The sequence below is a fragment of the Streptomyces sp. NPDC018610 genome (assembly GCF_044391765.1).
Taxonomy (GTDB): Bacteria; Actinomycetota; Actinomycetes; order Streptomycetales; family Streptomycetaceae; genus Streptomyces.
In genome coordinates this window covers 487,447-502,119 of the sequence record NZ_JBISAL010000003.1, presented here as the reverse complement: position 1 = coordinate 502,119, position 14,673 = coordinate 487,447, and the positions used below count along the sequence as shown (strand labels likewise).

13 protein-coding genes and 1 tRNA gene are annotated in these 14,673 nt (G+C 72.0%); 9 read left to right on the top strand and 5 right to left on the bottom strand.

The genetic code is table 11. From position 1 onward, the window contains the following. The first annotated feature begins 13 nt into the window (after positions 1-13). The 5 genes from ACH5A8_RS11660 to ACH5A8_RS11640 all read left to right on the top strand — a co-directional run bounded on the left by ACH5A8_RS11660 (position 14) and on the right by ACH5A8_RS11640 (position 7,284). Positions 14-2,095, top strand: coding sequence for a copper resistance CopC/CopD family protein (locus ACH5A8_RS11660; protein WP_399000568.1), 2,082 nt, complete (start codon positions 14-16; stop codon positions 2,093-2,095). Positions 2,096-2,102: 7 nt separating this feature from the next. Continuing rightward, entirely contained in the window at positions 2,103-3,383 is a 1,281-nt protein-coding gene (gene efeB, locus ACH5A8_RS11655) for an iron uptake transporter deferrochelatase/peroxidase subunit (RefSeq protein WP_399000566.1), read from the top strand. A gap of 306 nt (positions 3,384-3,689) precedes the next feature. Further along, positions 3,690-4,622 (top strand): prephenate dehydratase, encoded by a 933-nt coding sequence (gene pheA, locus ACH5A8_RS11650; protein ID WP_399000564.1) that lies wholly within the window; start codon positions 3,690-3,692, stop codon positions 4,620-4,622. 551 nt (positions 4,623-5,173) lie between these two features. Further along, a complete protein-coding gene (gene serS / locus ACH5A8_RS11645) occupies positions 5,174-6,451 on the top strand; it encodes a serine--tRNA ligase (RefSeq protein ID WP_399000562.1) in 1,278 nt (425 codons plus the stop codon). Then, positions 6,448-7,284: an HAD family hydrolase gene (locus tag ACH5A8_RS11640; protein WP_399000560.1), complete on the top strand. Its 837-nt coding sequence runs from the start codon at positions 6,448-6,450 to the stop codon at positions 7,282-7,284. Before serS ends, ACH5A8_RS11640 begins: the two co-directional genes overlap by 4 nt. A gap of 179 nt (positions 7,285-7,463) precedes the next feature. Here the strand turns inward: ACH5A8_RS11640 and ACH5A8_RS11635 are convergent. From ACH5A8_RS11635 to ACH5A8_RS11615, 5 genes are all read right to left on the bottom strand, one after another. Further along, positions 7,464-7,548, bottom strand: a tRNA-Ser gene (locus ACH5A8_RS11635). Positions 7,549-7,866: 318 nt separating this feature from the next. Further along, positions 7,867-8,586: an ABC transporter permease subunit gene (locus ACH5A8_RS11630; protein ID WP_399000558.1), complete on the bottom strand. Its 720-nt coding sequence runs from the start codon at positions 8,584-8,586 to the stop codon at positions 7,867-7,869. A 10-nt stretch (positions 8,587-8,596) separates the two neighbouring features. Next, positions 8,597-9,508, bottom strand: coding sequence for an ABC transporter ATP-binding protein (locus ACH5A8_RS11625; RefSeq protein ID WP_399000556.1), 912 nt, complete (start codon positions 9,506-9,508; stop codon positions 8,597-8,599). Next, a complete protein-coding gene (locus tag ACH5A8_RS11620) occupies positions 9,505-10,422 on the bottom strand; it encodes an ABC transporter permease (protein ID WP_399000554.1) in 918 nt (305 codons plus the stop codon). The genes ACH5A8_RS11625 and ACH5A8_RS11620 overlap by 4 nt, the downstream gene beginning before the upstream one ends. After that, on the bottom strand, positions 10,412-11,371 hold the full coding sequence (locus ACH5A8_RS11615; RefSeq protein ID WP_399000674.1) for an ABC transporter ATP-binding protein: 960 nt from the start codon (positions 11,369-11,371) through the stop codon (positions 10,412-10,414). The genes ACH5A8_RS11620 and ACH5A8_RS11615 overlap by 11 nt, the downstream gene beginning before the upstream one ends. Positions 11,372-11,587: 216 nt before the next feature. Here ACH5A8_RS11615 and ACH5A8_RS11610 point away from each other — a divergent pair, with 216 nt between their 5' ends. The 4 genes from ACH5A8_RS11610 to ACH5A8_RS11595 all read left to right on the top strand — a co-directional run bounded on the left by ACH5A8_RS11610 (position 11,588) and on the right by ACH5A8_RS11595 (position 14,540). Then, positions 11,588-12,136 (top strand): RNA 2'-phosphotransferase, encoded by a 549-nt coding sequence (locus ACH5A8_RS11610; protein WP_399000552.1) that lies wholly within the window; start codon positions 11,588-11,590, stop codon positions 12,134-12,136. Between the two features lie 12 nt (positions 12,137-12,148). Then, entirely contained in the window at positions 12,149-12,610 is a 462-nt protein-coding gene (locus tag ACH5A8_RS11605) for a hypothetical protein (RefSeq protein WP_399000550.1), read from the top strand. A gap of 42 nt (positions 12,611-12,652) precedes the next feature. Beyond that, on the top strand, positions 12,653-13,555 hold the full coding sequence (locus tag ACH5A8_RS11600) for an LLM class flavin-dependent oxidoreductase (protein ID WP_399000548.1): 903 nt from the start codon (positions 12,653-12,655) through the stop codon (positions 13,553-13,555). Between the two features lie 76 nt (positions 13,556-13,631). Further along, complete coding sequence (locus ACH5A8_RS11595) at positions 13,632-14,540, top strand: Cof-type HAD-IIB family hydrolase (RefSeq protein ID WP_399000546.1); 909 nt, start codon at positions 13,632-13,634, stop codon at positions 14,538-14,540. Positions 14,541-14,673: the final 133 nt, after the last annotated feature.

The window sequence follows — 14,673 nt, the reverse complement described above, 5'->3', positions numbered from 1 at the left end:
GGGAGGGACCACCGTGACGCAGACCACCACCCCCCGGGTGCGGACCCTGGTGCTGCTGCTCCTGGCCGCCGCCGGCCTGCTTCTGGCCGGCGCCGGGCCCGCCTCCGCGCACGCCGCGCTGACCGGCAGCGACCCCCAGCAGGGGGTGGTGGTCGCCGAGGCACCCACCCAGGTGTCGCTGACCTTCTCCGAGCAGGTCGCCATGAACGACGACTCGCTGCGCGTCCTCGACCCCGCGGGCAAGCGGGTCGACACCGGGAAGCCGTCCGACGTCAGCGGGACCACCTATGCCGTGCACCTGCGCGGCGGCCTGGCCAGGGGCACCTACACCGTCACCTACCAGGTGATCTCCGCCGACAGCCACCCCGTCGGCGGCGCGTACACCTTCTCCGTCGGCGCGCCCTCCAAGACGGCGGTCGCGATCGGCGGCCAGGAGGTGGGCGGCGGCACCGTCGGCCTGCTCTACGGGATCGGCCGGTACGTGTCCTACGCCGGCTTCATCGTCCTGGCCGGCGGCGCCGCCTTCGTCCTGGCCTGCTGGCAGCGCGGCGCCGGGGTGCGGGCCGTGCAGCGGTTCGTCGTCTCCGGGTGGCTCGCGCTCACCGCCGCCACCCTCGCCCTGCTGCTCCTGCGCGGCTCGTACACGACCTCCGGAAAGCTCGGGGACGTCTTCGACCTGGAGCTCCTCGGGCAGGTGCTGCAGACGAAGACGGGCGCGGCCCTCGTCTCCCGGCTGCTGCTGCTCGCCGCGGCGGCGCTGTTCGTCGCGGTGCTCTTCGGGGCGTACGAGAAACGGGAGGACGAGGAGAAGCGGGACCTGACGTTCGGGCTCGCGATCGGCGGGACCGTGGTCGCCGCCGGGCTCGCCGCGAGCTGGGCGATGGCCGAGCACGCTTCCGTCGGCCTCCAGCCGGGCATCGCGATGCCCGTCGACGTCGTCCACCTGCTGGCCGTGGCCGCCTGGCTCGGCGGGCTCGCCGCGCTCCTGGTCGCGCTGTACCGGGCGCCCGCGGACAGCCCCGTCGAGCCCGCCGCCGTACGCCGCTTCTCACGCCTCGCCTTCGGTTCCGTCCTGGCACTGGTCGCCACCGGCGCCTACCAGTCCTGGCGGCAGCTCGGCTCCTGGTCCGCGCTGACCGGGACGCGCTACGGGCAACTGCTCCTGGTCAAGATCGCGCTCGTGGTGCTGCTCGTCGGGATCGCGTCGTTCTCCCGGCGCTGGACGGCACGGCTGGCCGATGCGGTGAGCGGGGACGTGGCCGGGGCGGGCCCGAAGAGCCGTGGGAAGGAAGCGGCGGCCAAGGTGGCGGTGACGGAGGCGGTGACGGAGGGCGCTCCGGCGGCGAAGGGCGCGGCCGAGGCCCCCGCCGGGGCGGTGGCGTCCGCCGAAGCCCCCACCGAGGCGTCGGCGTCCGCTGAGGCCCCTGCCGAGGCTTCGGCGAAGGCGACGGCCAAGACGGCGGCGAAGGGGAAGCGGCCCGCGGGGGACGCGCCGGCCGGCGGTGACTCCCGGCGGGCGGCCCAGCTCGCCCGCCAGCGGGCCGCCGTGGACGCCGCCCGGCAGAAGCGGCTCCGCGACGCCGACGCCGACCGGTCCGGACTGCGCCGCTCGGTGCTGGCCGAGGCCGCCGTCGCCGTCGTGCTCCTCGCCGTCACCACCGTGCTCACGCAGACCGAACCCGGACGCACCGAGGAGGAGGCCAAGGCCGCCACCTCCTCGTCGGCGTCCTCGTCGGCCGCCTCGTCCTCGGCCGGCGCGGTCACCCTCGACATGCCCTTCGACACCGGCGGGCAGAACGGCAAGGGCGTCGTACGGCTCGACATCGACCCCGCGCGCGTGGGCGGCAACGAGATGCACCTCTATGTGCAGCGGCCCGACGGGCAGGCCTTCGACATCCCCGAGGTCAAGGTCGCCTTCACCCTGACCGCGAAGAACATCGGGCCGCTGCCGGTGGCCCCCGACCACATCACCACCGGGCACTGGGCGGCGAGCGGGGTGGAGATCCCGATGGCGGGCGACTGGAAGGTCGCCGTGACCGTGCGGACCTCCGACATCGACCAGGTGACCGTCACCAAGAACGCGCAGATCGGCTGAACGCACCATGACCGACCAGACCACCCAGGACCCGACCGCACTGCCGGACGCCCGGCGGGCGCAGGAGCCCGGCCCGGCGGGCGTGTCGCGACGGCGGCTGCTCGGCACGGCCGGCGCCACCGGTCTCGTCCTGGGCGCGGCGGGCGCCGCCGGGGGATACGCGGCGGCGCCCGCCGGGGCCACGCCGCTCACCTCGCTCGGCTCGGACCGGGCGATGTTTCACGGGAAACATCAGCCCGGCATCACCGAGGGCCTCCAGGCCCGCGGCCACCTCGTCGCCTTCGACCTGGCGGCCGGCGCGGGCCGGAGGGAGGCCGCCGCGCTGCTGCGCCGCTGGTCGGCCACGGCCGAGCGGCTGATGGCGGGCGAGCCGGCCGCGTACGGCGACACGGACGTCGCCCGGGACGCGGGACCCGCGTCGCTGACGATCACCTTCGGTTTCGGGCGCGGTTTCTTCGACCGGACCGGGTTGCAGAAGCAGCGCCCGGCCGCCCTCGACCCGCTGCCCGACTTCTCCTCCGACCAGCTCGACAAGGCGCGCAGCGACGGCGACCTGTGGGTGCAGATCGGCGCGGACGACGCGCTGGTGGCCTTCCACGCCCTGCGCGCCGTCCAGAAGGACACGGGCAGCGCGGCCAGGATCCGCTGGCAGATGAACGGCTTCAACCGCTCCCCGGGCGCCACCGCACACCCCATGACGGCCCGCAACCTGATGGGCCAGGTCGACGGCACCCGCAACCCCGAACCGGGCGACACCGACTTCGACCGGCGTGTCTTCGTCCCCGCCGACGGGGACCCCGCCTGGATGGCGAACGGCTCCTACGCCGTCGTGCGGCGCATCCGCATGCTCCTGGACGACTGGGAGAAGCTGTCGCTCAGCCGCCAGGAGAACGTCATCGGGCGGCGCAAGTCCGACGGAGCGCCGCTCAGCGGCGGCACCGAGACCACCGAGATGGACCTGGAGAAGACGGGCGAGGACGGGTCCTACGTCGTCCCGGTCAACGCCCACGCCCGCATCACCCGGCCCGACCAGAACGGGGGCGCGGCGATGCTCCGGCGCCCCTTCTCCTACCACGACGGCTTCGACGCCCGCGGCGTCCCGGACGCGGGCCTGCTGTTCGTCTGCTGGCAGGCCGACCCGCTGCGGGGCTTCGTGCCGGTGCAGCGCAAGCTGGACCGCGGCGACGCGCTGTCGCAGTACATCCGGCACGAGGCCAGCGGGCTGTTCGCGGTGCCGGGCGGGGCGGCGAAGGGCGAGTACGTGGGGCAGCGGCTGCTGGAGGGGTGAGGCAGCGGGTGCGAGCGCATCGCACGACGAGGTCCGGGCCGATCCGGCGGCGTCCGGGTCGGTCCCTCGGGGGCCGGCCGATCCGGCGCCGGACTGGTCGGAGCTAGGCGGGCCGGAGCTAGCCGGGTCGGCGGGCGCGCGCGGTTCGCCGGTCCTGGACGGCCCGGTCCATCGGCCGGGGCCGGAGTGGTTCATCGTCCCGGGGACGGCGCGGCTCACCTTTCGGGGGTGGGCCGGTTCACCCGCCGGAGGGGGTGGGCGTGAGACACGCGGGCCCTGCCGGGGCGGGGCCATTAGGGTGAGGTCATGCCAGCGAGCTACGCGTATCTCGGTCCTGAGGGCACCTTCACCGAAGTCGCCCTCCGCACGCTTCCCGAGGCGGCCACACGGGAGCTGATCCCGTACGTGTCGGTGCAGTCCGCGCTGGACGCGGTCCGCACGGGTGAGGCCGAGGCCGCGCTCGTGCCGATCGAGAACTCCGTCGAGGGCGGCATCACCACGACGCTCGACGGACTCGTCGCGGGCGATCCGCTGATGATCTACCGCGAGGTGCTGCTGTCGATCACCTTCGCGCTGCTGGTCAGGCCGGGCACGAGACTGTCCGACATCAAGACGGTCACCGCCCACCCGGCCGCCCAGCCGCAGGTGCGCAACTGGCTCAGGGCGAACCTCCCGGACGCCGTCTGGGAGTCGTCCGCCTCCAACGCCGACGGCGCCCGGCTGGTCCAGGAGGGCCGCTACGACGCCGCCTTCGCGGGTGAGTTCGCCGCCGCCCGGTACGGGCTCGAGGCCCTGGAGACGGAGATCCACGACGCGGAGAACGCGCAGACCCGGTTCGTCCTGGTCGGCCGGCCCGCACGGCCCGCCGCACCGAGCGGCGCGGACAAGACGTCGGTGGTCCTGTGGCAGCGCGCCGACCATCCCGGTGGACTGCGCGACCTGCTGGGGGAGTTCGCCACCCGCGGGATCAACCTGATGCTGCTCCAGTCCCGTCCGACGGGCGCCGGCATCGGCAACTACTGCTTCTGTGTCGACGCCGAGGGACACATCGCCGACCGCCGGATGGCCGAGGCGCTGATGGGATTGAAGCGGCTCTGTCTCCAGGTGCGCTTCCTCGGGTCGTACCCGCGCGCGGACATCGGCGTCTCGGACGTGCGGCCCCCGTTCACCGGGACGTCGGACGAGGAGTTCGTGGCCGCCTCGGACTGGGTGGCCCGCTGCCAGGACGGCCGTTTCTAGCCGGTTCCCCCTGTTCGCGGCCTGGCCCACCTGCGCCGTCCTCGTTATCCACAGAAGTTATCCACAGGCTTGGCAATCGATCTGGGGACAAGTCGACACGGAGGGGGGACTCAGTCGACAAATCGGCCTACGACCATCAAGCCGGGCCACCGCCCCGCAGGTCACCCTTCGTCCACTCGTTTCCTTTGGTTCATCTTTTGGGGCGACCTTTTTCCACCCGAAAGTGGGCGTCGGACCGGTTTGAGGCAGGAATTCTTCCTTCCGGTCACCCCTTCCCGGATGATCAATCCCGAAGTCCACAGATCTTCCCCACAGCCTGTGGACAACTATCGGCGGAGACGTTCTCCTGTGGACAACCGAGGCGCCAAGTCACTTGCTCCGCAAGGAAATCCAGTCAACCGGGAGCCTGACGCCTGCCTCCATCCAGGGAGCGGGACGCACCTTATTGACACACCGCCGCAATTCCTCCCCGACGGTATGCGGGGCCCCGCCGGACACGGACGGGAATACTGGGTCGTGAGCCGCGACGCCGCACCGGTAGCCTTGACCACGTGATTGACCTTCGCCTGCTCCGTGAGGACCCCGACCGTGCGCGCGCCTCCCAGCGTGCCCGTGGAGAGGACGTCGCGCTCGTCGACTCCCTCCTGTCTGCCGACGAGCGGCGCAGGTCGTCCGGCGTCCGCTTCGACGAGCTGCGCGCCGAGCAGAAGGCACTGGGCAAGCTCATCCCCAAGGCCGCCGGCGACGAGAAGGCCGAGCTGCTGAAGAAGGCGAGCCAGCTGGCCGCCGACGTCAAGGCGGCCGACGCCGAGCGCGACGCGGCCGATGCCGAGACCCAGGAGCTGCTGCTCCGCCTCGGCAACCTCGTCCACCCCGACGTGCCCGTCGGCGGCGAGGAGGACTTCGTCACCCTGGAGACGCACGGCACCATCCGCGACTTCGGCGCCGAGGGCTTCACGCCCAAGGACCACCTGGAGCTCGGCCAGCTGCTCGGCGCGATCGACGTCGAGCGCGGCGCCAAGGTCTCCGGCTCGCGCTTCTACTTCCTCACCGGTGTCGGCGCCCTGCTGGAACTGGCGCTGGTGAACGCGGCGATGGCCCAGGCCACCGCGGCCGGCTTCACGCCGATGCTGACCCCGGCCCTGGTCCGCCCCCAGTCGATGGCGGGCACCGGCTTCCTCGGCCAGGCCGCCCAGGACGTCTACCACCTCGACAAGGACGACCTGTACCTGGTCGGCACGTCCGAAGTGGCCCTGGCGGCCTACCACATGGACGAGATCATCGACGCGGAACGGCTGCCGCTGCGCTACGCGGGCTTCTCCCCGTGCTTCCGCCGCGAGGCCGGCTCGCACGGCAAGGACACCCGCGGCATCTTCCGCGTGCACCAGTTCGACAAGGTCGAGATGTTCTCCTACGTGGCTCCCGAGGAGTCGCAGGAGGAGCACCGGCGGCTGCTGGAGTGGGAGAAGCAGTGGCTGACCTCGCTTGAGCTGCCGTTCCGCGTCATCGACGTCGCCTCGGGCGACCTGGGCTCCTCCGCCTCGCGCAAGTTCGACTGCGAGGCGTGGATCCCGACCCAGGGCAAGTACCGCGAGCTGACCTCGACCTCGGACTGCACCGAGTTCCAGTCGCGGCGGCTGTCGATCCGGATGCGTGACGGCAAGCAGGTCAAGCCGCTGGCCACGCTCAACGGCACCCTGTGCGCCGTGCCGCGCACCATCGTCGCCATCCTGGAGAACCACCAGCTGGCCGACGGCTCCGTGCGCGTGCCCGAGGTGCTGCGTCCCTACCTCGGCGGCCGGGAGATCCTGGAGCCGTCGGCCAAGTGACCGCCACCGCTCCCCTGGCCGCCGGAGAGTCGTCCGGCGGCCTTCCGTACCGGCTGATCGCGACCGACCTCGACGGGACGCTGCTGCGCCCCGACGGGTCGGTCTCGCCGCGCACCCGGGACGCGCTCGCCGCGGCCACCGCGGCGGGCGCCGCGCACCTGGTGGTGACCGGCCGCGCGGTGCCCTGGACGCGGCACATACTCGACGACCTCGGCTACCGGGGCCTCGCCGTCTGCGGCCAGGGCGCCCAGGTGTACGACGCCGGGGAGCACCGGCTGCTCACCTCGGTGACCCTGGACCGGCGGCTGGCCCGGGTGGCCCTGGCCAAGATCGAGGCGGAGACCGGACCGCTGTACCTGGCGGCGAGCCGGGACGGCCTGGACGGCGACGTGCTGGTGGGCCCCGGCTACGCCCTGACGGGGGCCCTCCCGGCCACTCCGTTCGCGGACGTCTCCGACCTGTGGAGCGCGCCCCTCAACAAGATCTACATCCAGCACCCGACCCTCACGGACGACGAGCTGGCCGATGTGGCCCGCCGGACCGCGGGCGGCTTCGTCTCGGTCACCATGGCCGGCGAGGGCATCGTGGAGCTGCTCCCCCTCGGCCTGTCGAAGGCCACGGGACTCTCGCTCGCCGCGCGGCGGCTGGGCGTCAAGGCGGCCGACACGGTCGCCTTCGGCGACATGCCCAACGACATCCCGATGTTCGCCTGGGCCTCCCACGGCGTGGCCATGGCCAACGCCCACGAGGAGCTGAAGGCGGTCGCCGACGAGGTCACGACCTCCAACGAGGACGACGGCATCGCGGTCGTGCTGGAGCGTCTGCTGGACTGAGACGGGGCGCACCGGCGGGGTGCGTGCCTTCCTCGGGGTGGGCTCCGTGCCTCGCGGCCCGGGCCGGACCAGCCCCGGCCGGACCGGCCGCGTCCGGGGCCCCAGCGCGCCTCGGTGTCGCCGCGCTTGTGGGTCTCCACGGCCTCTGTGAGCTCTTCTGCGGTCTCTGTGGACCTCTGCGGAGGATGCACGGATCGAACGTGCGCGGGGGCGACCCCGACCACGGCTCAGCAAGCCGGTGCCTTACCACTCGGCCAATCCTCCGGGTGGGCGGCCCACGCGACAGCGGGTCGCGTGCTCGAAGCGGCCGCCCCGGGCAGCTCCCCGTGCGGGCGGGCTCGACGGGAGCGGTGATTACTCCGGAGCCCGCCGCGGGCTGCCCTGTCGGGAGCTCGGCGTACTGTCGTGCATGGACATCGCCCAGCTCCTCTCCCAGAACATGGCGCCGGCTCGATCCGGCGCTGCGGACACGACCACTGTGCCGTCCCGCCTGCCTTCGGCGCCACCGAATTAGCGGGTGCCCGCCTCTCGGCGGGCCCCGTCAAGGGCGGCGCCGCCTGCTCGGACGGGGCCGCCGACGCTTCACTCCTCGCCGGCGAGGGTCAGGGCGCGCAGCTTCTGGCCCGCGTACCAGGTGGCCAGCACGGTCACCAGCACCAGCAGCACGGTCGCCGTGGTCAGTCCGACGTCGGAGGTCACCAGGTCACCGCCGGCGACCTGGTGCGCCACGGCCAGCGCCCACTGCTGCACGCTGAGGGTGCGTGCGCCCGAGACCAGGGAGCCGAACAGCGCCTCCCAGACCAGCGCGTAGACGAGGCCGAAGACCACCGCGTGCCGGGACACCGTCCCCAGCAGGAGGAACAGGGCGGCGTAGGCGATGGAGGCGACCAGCGCGGCCACCGTGTAGGCGACGGCGATCTGCTGTCCGTTGCCGTTGAGGATCAGTCCGGCGACCAGCGTCGGCACCGCCGAGAACACCATGGTCACGGCGATCGCCACGATCAGTTTCGTGAGGATGATCGTCGGCCGCTTCAGCGGCTTGGACAGCAGGTACACCACCGAGCCGTCGTCGATCTCCGGTCCGATCGCCCCGGTGCCGGCGATGACGCCGATGATCGGCACCATGGTGGCGAGCGCGAACCCGCCCAGGACGTTCACCGCCGTCTGGTCGTCTGCGCCGGTGAGGGCGCGGACCACCACGGCGATCACGATCAGCAGCAGCGGCAGCGCGCCGAGGATGAGGGCCCGGCGCCGGCCGAGCAGGGCCCGGTAGGTGAGCCGGGCGACTGTGGGGTCGTACATCGTGGGCCTCCTACGCCGCGACCAGATACGAGAAGACGGACTCGAGGGACTCGTCGGACGGCGAGACCGTGAGCAGCCGGATGCCGTGGTCGCGGGCCACCCGCGGCAGCAGGGCCGTGAACCGGCCGAAGTCGACGGCCTGGATCCGCAGCGCGCCCTCGGCGTGGTCCACCTCGATGCCGGACGTCGACGGGTCGGCGATCAGCGCGGCGGCCAAGGCGCGGTCGTCGCTGGAGCGCACCAGGTAGCGGTGCGGGCGGTCGGTCATCAGCCGGCGGATCTTGCGGAAGTCGCCGCTGGCCGCGTGCCGGCCGGCGACGACGACCTCGATGTGCCAGGCGAGCTGCTCGACCTCCTCCAGGATGTGCGAGGAGAACAGCACCGTGCGTCCCTCGTCGCCCATGCGCCGCAGCAGGTCCATCAGCTGCATGCGCTGGCGCGGGTCCATGCCGTTGAACGGCTCGTCCAGCAGGAGCAGGGACGGGTCGTGCACGAGGGCGCTCGCCATCTTCACGCGCTGCCGCATGCCCTTGGAGTAGGTGGAGATCTTCCGGTCCTGCGCGTACTCCATCTCGACCGTGGCCAGGGCCTTCTGGGCGGCCTTGGCGCCCAGCCCGTGCAGTTCGGCGTTGGCGACGACGAACTCGCGACCGGTGAGGAAGTCGTACATCGCCTCCCGCTCGGGAACGACGCCGATGTGCCGGTAGATCTGCTCGTTGCGCCACACCGGCTGCCCGTCGAGGGTGATGGTGCCGGTGGACGGGGCGAGGAAGCCGCCCATCATGTTGATCAGCGTGGACTTGCCGGCCCCGTTGGGGCCGAGCAGGCCGGTGACGCCGGGGCCGATCGTCATGGTGATGTCGTTGACGGCGACCACGTTGCCGAACCAGCGGGAGACACGGTCGATGTTCAGGGTGGTCACAGGCCCACCTTCTTGTAGCGGCGCAGCAGGAGGCCGTAGGCGGCGGCGACGAGGCCGAGGACGACGAGGACGTAGACGACGCCCTGCCCGCTCCCGGGGCCGACGGCGCCGGGCGCCGAGGAGGTGGCGCCCAGGAAGGCGGTCTGCACCCCGTCGATGAGGGTGACCGGCGAGAACAGGCCGATCCAGGGGATGGCGCCGGTGTTGTTCTGGGCGTCGGCGATGGCCTCCAGTGTGGAGACGGCGCCGTAGGAGATGACCAGGACGGCGATCACGGCGGCGATGCCGAAGCCGCGGCGTGGGGTGATGGCGGCGATGACCAGGCCGATGCCCGCGAAGAGCAGTGAGAACAGGGCCACGGAGACGAGTCCTTCGGCGAATCCCTTGGTCTGGTCGGTGAAGTCGAGCTTGGCCAGCAACGCGCCGACGTAGAGGACGAGCAACGGCGCCGCGGTCAGGATGAACAGCGCCGAGGCGAGCGCCGCGTACTTGGCCCGCACGTAGTCGGCGGGCTCGATGGGCCGGGAGAAGTACAGCGGCACCGTCTTGAAGCGCAGGTCGCGCGAGACCGACTGCGGTGCCTGGGAGGCGACGTACAGGCTGATGACGCCCTGCATGATGATGGCGTAGCGCGTGTAGTCGACGGGCAGGTCCTTGGCCTTGGTGGCGACCGCGACGGCGACCATGATGGCCGCGGGCACGCACATCACCACGAAGATCAGCATCGGCAGCACCTTGGACTTGACCGAGCGGCCGAGGCCGTAGGCGCCGCGCAGGGACTGCGAGTACAGCGAACGGCGGGCGTAGGCGCGGCCGAGCCGGGGGCCGTCGTAGTTGCGGTAGCCGATGTCGTGGATGCGGGTCTGGTCGCCCGCCGGGGTGACCGGTGTCCCCGTGGGCTGCTCAACCGCCATGGCCGGCCGCCTCCTTCCGCTGTTCGTCGTCCCGGAAGACCTCCGAGATGTGGTGCCGGCGCTGCTCCATGCGCACCAGGCCGAGACCCAGGTCCGCGATCACGTCCCGCACCAGGTCGTACGTCTCCTCGCTCTGCGCGGTGAGCAGCAGGACGTGTCCCGCGCCGGGCAGTGCGCTGCCGTCCTCGGTGCGCACCCCGCGCGCCTGGAGCGCGTCCCGCACCGCGCGGGTGCCGTCCGGGTGCTCGTCGCTGTCGGTGACCTCGACGGCGAGGGTCGTCGTGGTCTGGGTGAAGTCCGTGGTGGAGCTGGAGCGCAGGAGCTTGCCGCCGTCGATGACGACGACGTGGTCGCAGGTGCGCTCCAGTTCGCCGAGCAGGTGGGAGGTGACCAGGACCGAGATGCCGAAGTCGCTGTGGATGCGGCGGATCAGGCCGAGCATCTCGTCGCGGCCCACCGGGTCGAGGCCGTTGGTCGGCTCGTCGAGGAAGACCAGCCGCGGGTCGTGCACCAGGGCCTGGGCGAGCTTGACGCGCTGCTTCATGCCGGTGGAGTAGCCGCCGATGGGGCGGTAGCGCTCCTCGTACAGACCGACGTGGCGCAGGGTGTCCGCGGTGCGCTCGCGCGCGGCGGTGGGCGGCAGGCCGGACATGCGGGCCATGTGGACGACGAACTCGGTGGCCGAGACGTCCGGCGGCAGGCAGTCGTGCTCCGGCATGTAGCCGACGCGCTCACGGATGGCGGCGCCCTTGGTGGCGACGTCGAGGCCGAGCACCTCGGCGCGGCCCTCGGTGGCGGGGGACAGACCCAGCAGGATCTTGATCAGTGTGGACTTGCCGGCCCCGTTGGCGCCGACGAGTCCGGTCACACCGGGTCCGACGTCCACGGAGAGCCGGTCAAGCGCGGTCACCCGGGGGAACCGCTTGCTCAGGCTTTCGGTCGCGATCACAGTCACGCCCTCGACACTAGTGACACACGCCACGCGATTCGTCAGACCTCAGAGCCGTCTTGACGTCCCCCTCGAGTATTACGGGAACCTTAGGGGTGGCCGAGGTTGTCCACAGAATCGCGGATTCGGCTGTGGATAACATCACTTCGCTGTGGATCAAACCTCCGCGGCGAAAAGAAGCTGCGTGAGGCTCGTCTCTCCCGGCACGCTGAGGGCATGGACGAACGGCGCACCGTGAAGGTGTCGAAGTACCTCTCCAAGCACCTCCGCCACCAGCCGGAACGGATCGGACTCAGGCTCGACGAGGGCGGCTGGGTGGCGATCGACACGCTGCTCGAGGCAGCGGCCACCCACGGCTTCCGGCTCACCCGGGACGAACTGGTCCACGTGGTGGCCACCAACGACAAGCAGCGCTTCGCGATCGACGGCGCCCGGATCCGCGCCAGTCAGGGCCACACCGTCGAGGTGGACCTCGGGCTGCCCCCGGCGGCCCCGCCGCCGTACCTCTACCACGGGACCGTCGCCCGCAACGTCGGACCGATCCGGAGCGAGGGCCTGCGCCCCATGGACCGGCGCGACGTGCACCTCTCCGCCGACCGGGAGACGGCCGCCCGGGTCGGCGCCCGCCGTGGCCGGCCCGTGGTGCTCTCCGTCGACGCCGCCGCCATGCACCGCGACGGCCATGTCTTCCGCGTCAGCGCCAACGGCGTGTGGCTGACGAAGGCCGTACCGCCGCGGTATCTGCGGTTTCCCTCGGGACGCTGACAGCGGTCATGCATGATCGGCGGCATGGACAGCCACCTCTCCACCACCGAGGCCGCCGTCACGGCGTGCCGCGCCATCGCCGACGCGTACCTGCGGGAGATCGAGGTGACCCACGACATCGGCGCCGACCAGACATCGCGCCGCAGCGCCGCGGGCGTCGGTGTCACCACCGATCCGGACGGCTCGCTGCCGCACGAGGCGTTCGTGGAGTTCGGCGGTCTGCCGCGGGTGACCGTGCGGCTCTACCCGGAGGACGACGCGCTGATCACAGTGGAAGGCGTCGAGTTCCCCGACCTTCCCCGCGACGACGTCCCCGCCTTCCTGCGGTCCGTCCTCGATGACAGGGCCTTCGTCAAGGCACGGCGCTTCCCGCCCGGCTACCGCCTGGTCGTACCGCTGCCCGGCGACCGCACCTACAAGGAGCGCGTCGCGATGATCGGGCTGACGCCATGGCTGAGCAGCCGGGTGCGGTGACTGTTTCACGTGAAACACCCCGGGGCGCTTAGGCTCGGATCCATGAGTCTGCGTCTGAGCACCCTGATCCTTCCCCACCTCCGCTGGCACGAGGGCGGACGCTCGACGTGGACCCGCGCCGAGGAGCTGGGCTTCCACACCGCGTACACCTACGACCACCTGTCCTGGCGTACGTTCCGGGACGGTCCGTGGTTCGGCGCCGTGCCGACGCTCACCGCCGCCGCGACGGCCACCGAGCGCCTGCGGCTGGGCACCATGGTGACCTCGCCGAACTTCCGGCACCCGGTCACTCTCGCCAAGGAACTGATCTCCCTCGACGACATCTCCGGCGGCAGGATCACCCTGGGCATCGGCGCGGGCGGGACCGGCTTCGACGCCACCGCACTCGGCCAGGAACCCTGGTCCCCGAGGGAGCGCGCCGAACGGCTCGGCGAGTTCGTCCCGCTGCTCGACCGGCTGCTGACCGAGGACGCGGTGTCGTACGAGGGCGACTTCTACTCGGCACACGAGGCGCGCAACATCCCCGGGTGTGTGCAGCGACCCCGGCTGCCGTTCGCGGTGGCGGCCACCGGACCACGCGGGCTGCGGCTCGCCGCCCGGTACGGGCAGGCGTGGGTGACGACGGGCGACCCGAAGCTGTTCGAGACGGGTACTCCTGAGCAGTCGGTGGCTGCGCTGCGCGGCCAGGCCGAGAAGCTCGGCGAGGCCTGCGCGGAGATCGGCCGCGACGTCTCGGAACTCGACAAGGTCCTGCTCACCGGCTTCACCCCGGACCGGCAGCGGCCGCTGGAGTCGGTCGAGGCGTTCGTCGACTTCGCGGGCCGGCACCGGGAGCTCGGGTTCACCGAGATCGTGATCCACTGGCCGATCCCGGACTCCGACTTCGCCGCGGACGAGAAGGTCTACGAGCGGATCGCCACGGAGGCCCCCGCCCTGCTGGCATAGCCGACGTGACCGAGGCGACTTCTCACATGTGCGCACTCCCGCACGCACGTGCGGGCATATGCGGGACAATGACGCGATGACCTCAGCGACGCGAAAGCCGGAGACCCCGGCCTCCTCCCAGCTCTCGGCCTCGCTCGGCCGCCGGGACGCCCCGATCGTCCCGCCTCGGCTGATCGCCACCGACCTCGATGGGACCCTGCTGCACGACGACAAGTCCGTGTCGCCCCGCACGGTCGCCGCCCTGGCCGCCGCCGAGGAAGCGGGCATCGAGGTCTTCTTCGTCACCGGCCGCCCGGCCCGCTGGATGGACGTCGTCGCCGACCACGTGCACGGCCACGGCCTTGCGATCTGCGGCAACGGCGCCGCCGTCGTCGACCTGCACGGCGGCCCCGGCGCCCACCGCTTCGTGAAGGTGCGGGAGCTGACGCCGGAGCACGCGTTGGACGCCGTACGGCGCGTGCGCGAGGCCGCGCCGGGCACGGTCTGCGCGGTCGAGCAGACGTACGGCTTCTACCAGGAGCCGGAGTACCCGAAGCTGCACATGGAGGCGCCGGACTTCCTCGCGCCGGCCGAGGAGCTGTTGGCGCCGGGCGGCGTCACCGCCGACCAGCCGATCCTGAAGATCCTCGCCTACCACCCGACTCTGGACCCCGACGCCTTCCTCACCGTCGCCCGCCTCGCGGTCGGCGACCGCGTCACCATCACCCGCTCCAGCCCCAGCGCCCTGCTGGAGATCAGCGGCCCCGGCGTCTCCAAGGCCAGCACGCTAGCCCTGTGCTGTGCCGAACGGGGCATCTCGCACGAGGAGGTCGTCGCCTTCGGTGACATGCCCAACGACGTCGAGATGCTCACCTGGGCCGGACGGTCGTACGCCATGGGCAACGCGCACCCCGCCGCGATCGCCGCGGCGACCGGACAGACCGCGCCCAACAACGAGGACGGCGTCGCACTCGTGATCGAACGGCTGCTGGAGGAGCGGCTGTAACGGCCACGGCCCCGCCGACGGCACGCCCGGGAGAAGCCCACGTAACCGTCCGCCGGACGGCCGAGGAGACGTCCCCGTACCCGTCCGCCGGACGGCCGAGGAGATGCCCACGCCCGCCTCCGGCAAGGCCGGC

What these genes read in the sequence shown, in the direction of transcription:
- ACH5A8_RS11600 (WP_399000548.1), top strand. Translation starts at nt 12,653, where the DNA reads ATGAGTCTGCGTCTGAGCACCCTGATCCTTCCCCACCTCCGCTGGCAC.
- ACH5A8_RS11630 (WP_399000558.1), bottom strand. Translation starts at nt 8,586, where the DNA reads ATGTACGACCCCACAGTCGCCCGGCTCACCTACCGGGCCCTGCTCGGC.
- ACH5A8_RS11620 (WP_399000554.1), bottom strand. Translation starts at nt 10,422, where the DNA reads ATGGCGGTTGAGCAGCCCACGGGGACACCGGTCACCCCGGCGGGCGAC.
- ACH5A8_RS11595 (WP_399000546.1), top strand. Translation starts at nt 13,632, where the DNA reads ATGACCTCAGCGACGCGAAAGCCGGAGACCCCGGCCTCCTCCCAGCTC.
- efeB (WP_399000566.1), top strand. Translation starts at nt 2,103, where the DNA reads ATGACCGACCAGACCACCCAGGACCCGACCGCACTGCCGGACGCCCGG.
- ACH5A8_RS11605 (WP_399000550.1), top strand. Translation starts at nt 12,149, where the DNA reads ATGATCGGCGGCATGGACAGCCACCTCTCCACCACCGAGGCCGCCGTC.
- ACH5A8_RS11610 (WP_399000552.1), top strand. Translation starts at nt 11,588, where the DNA reads ATGGACGAACGGCGCACCGTGAAGGTGTCGAAGTACCTCTCCAAGCAC.
- pheA (WP_399000564.1), top strand. Translation starts at nt 3,690, where the DNA reads ATGCCAGCGAGCTACGCGTATCTCGGTCCTGAGGGCACCTTCACCGAA.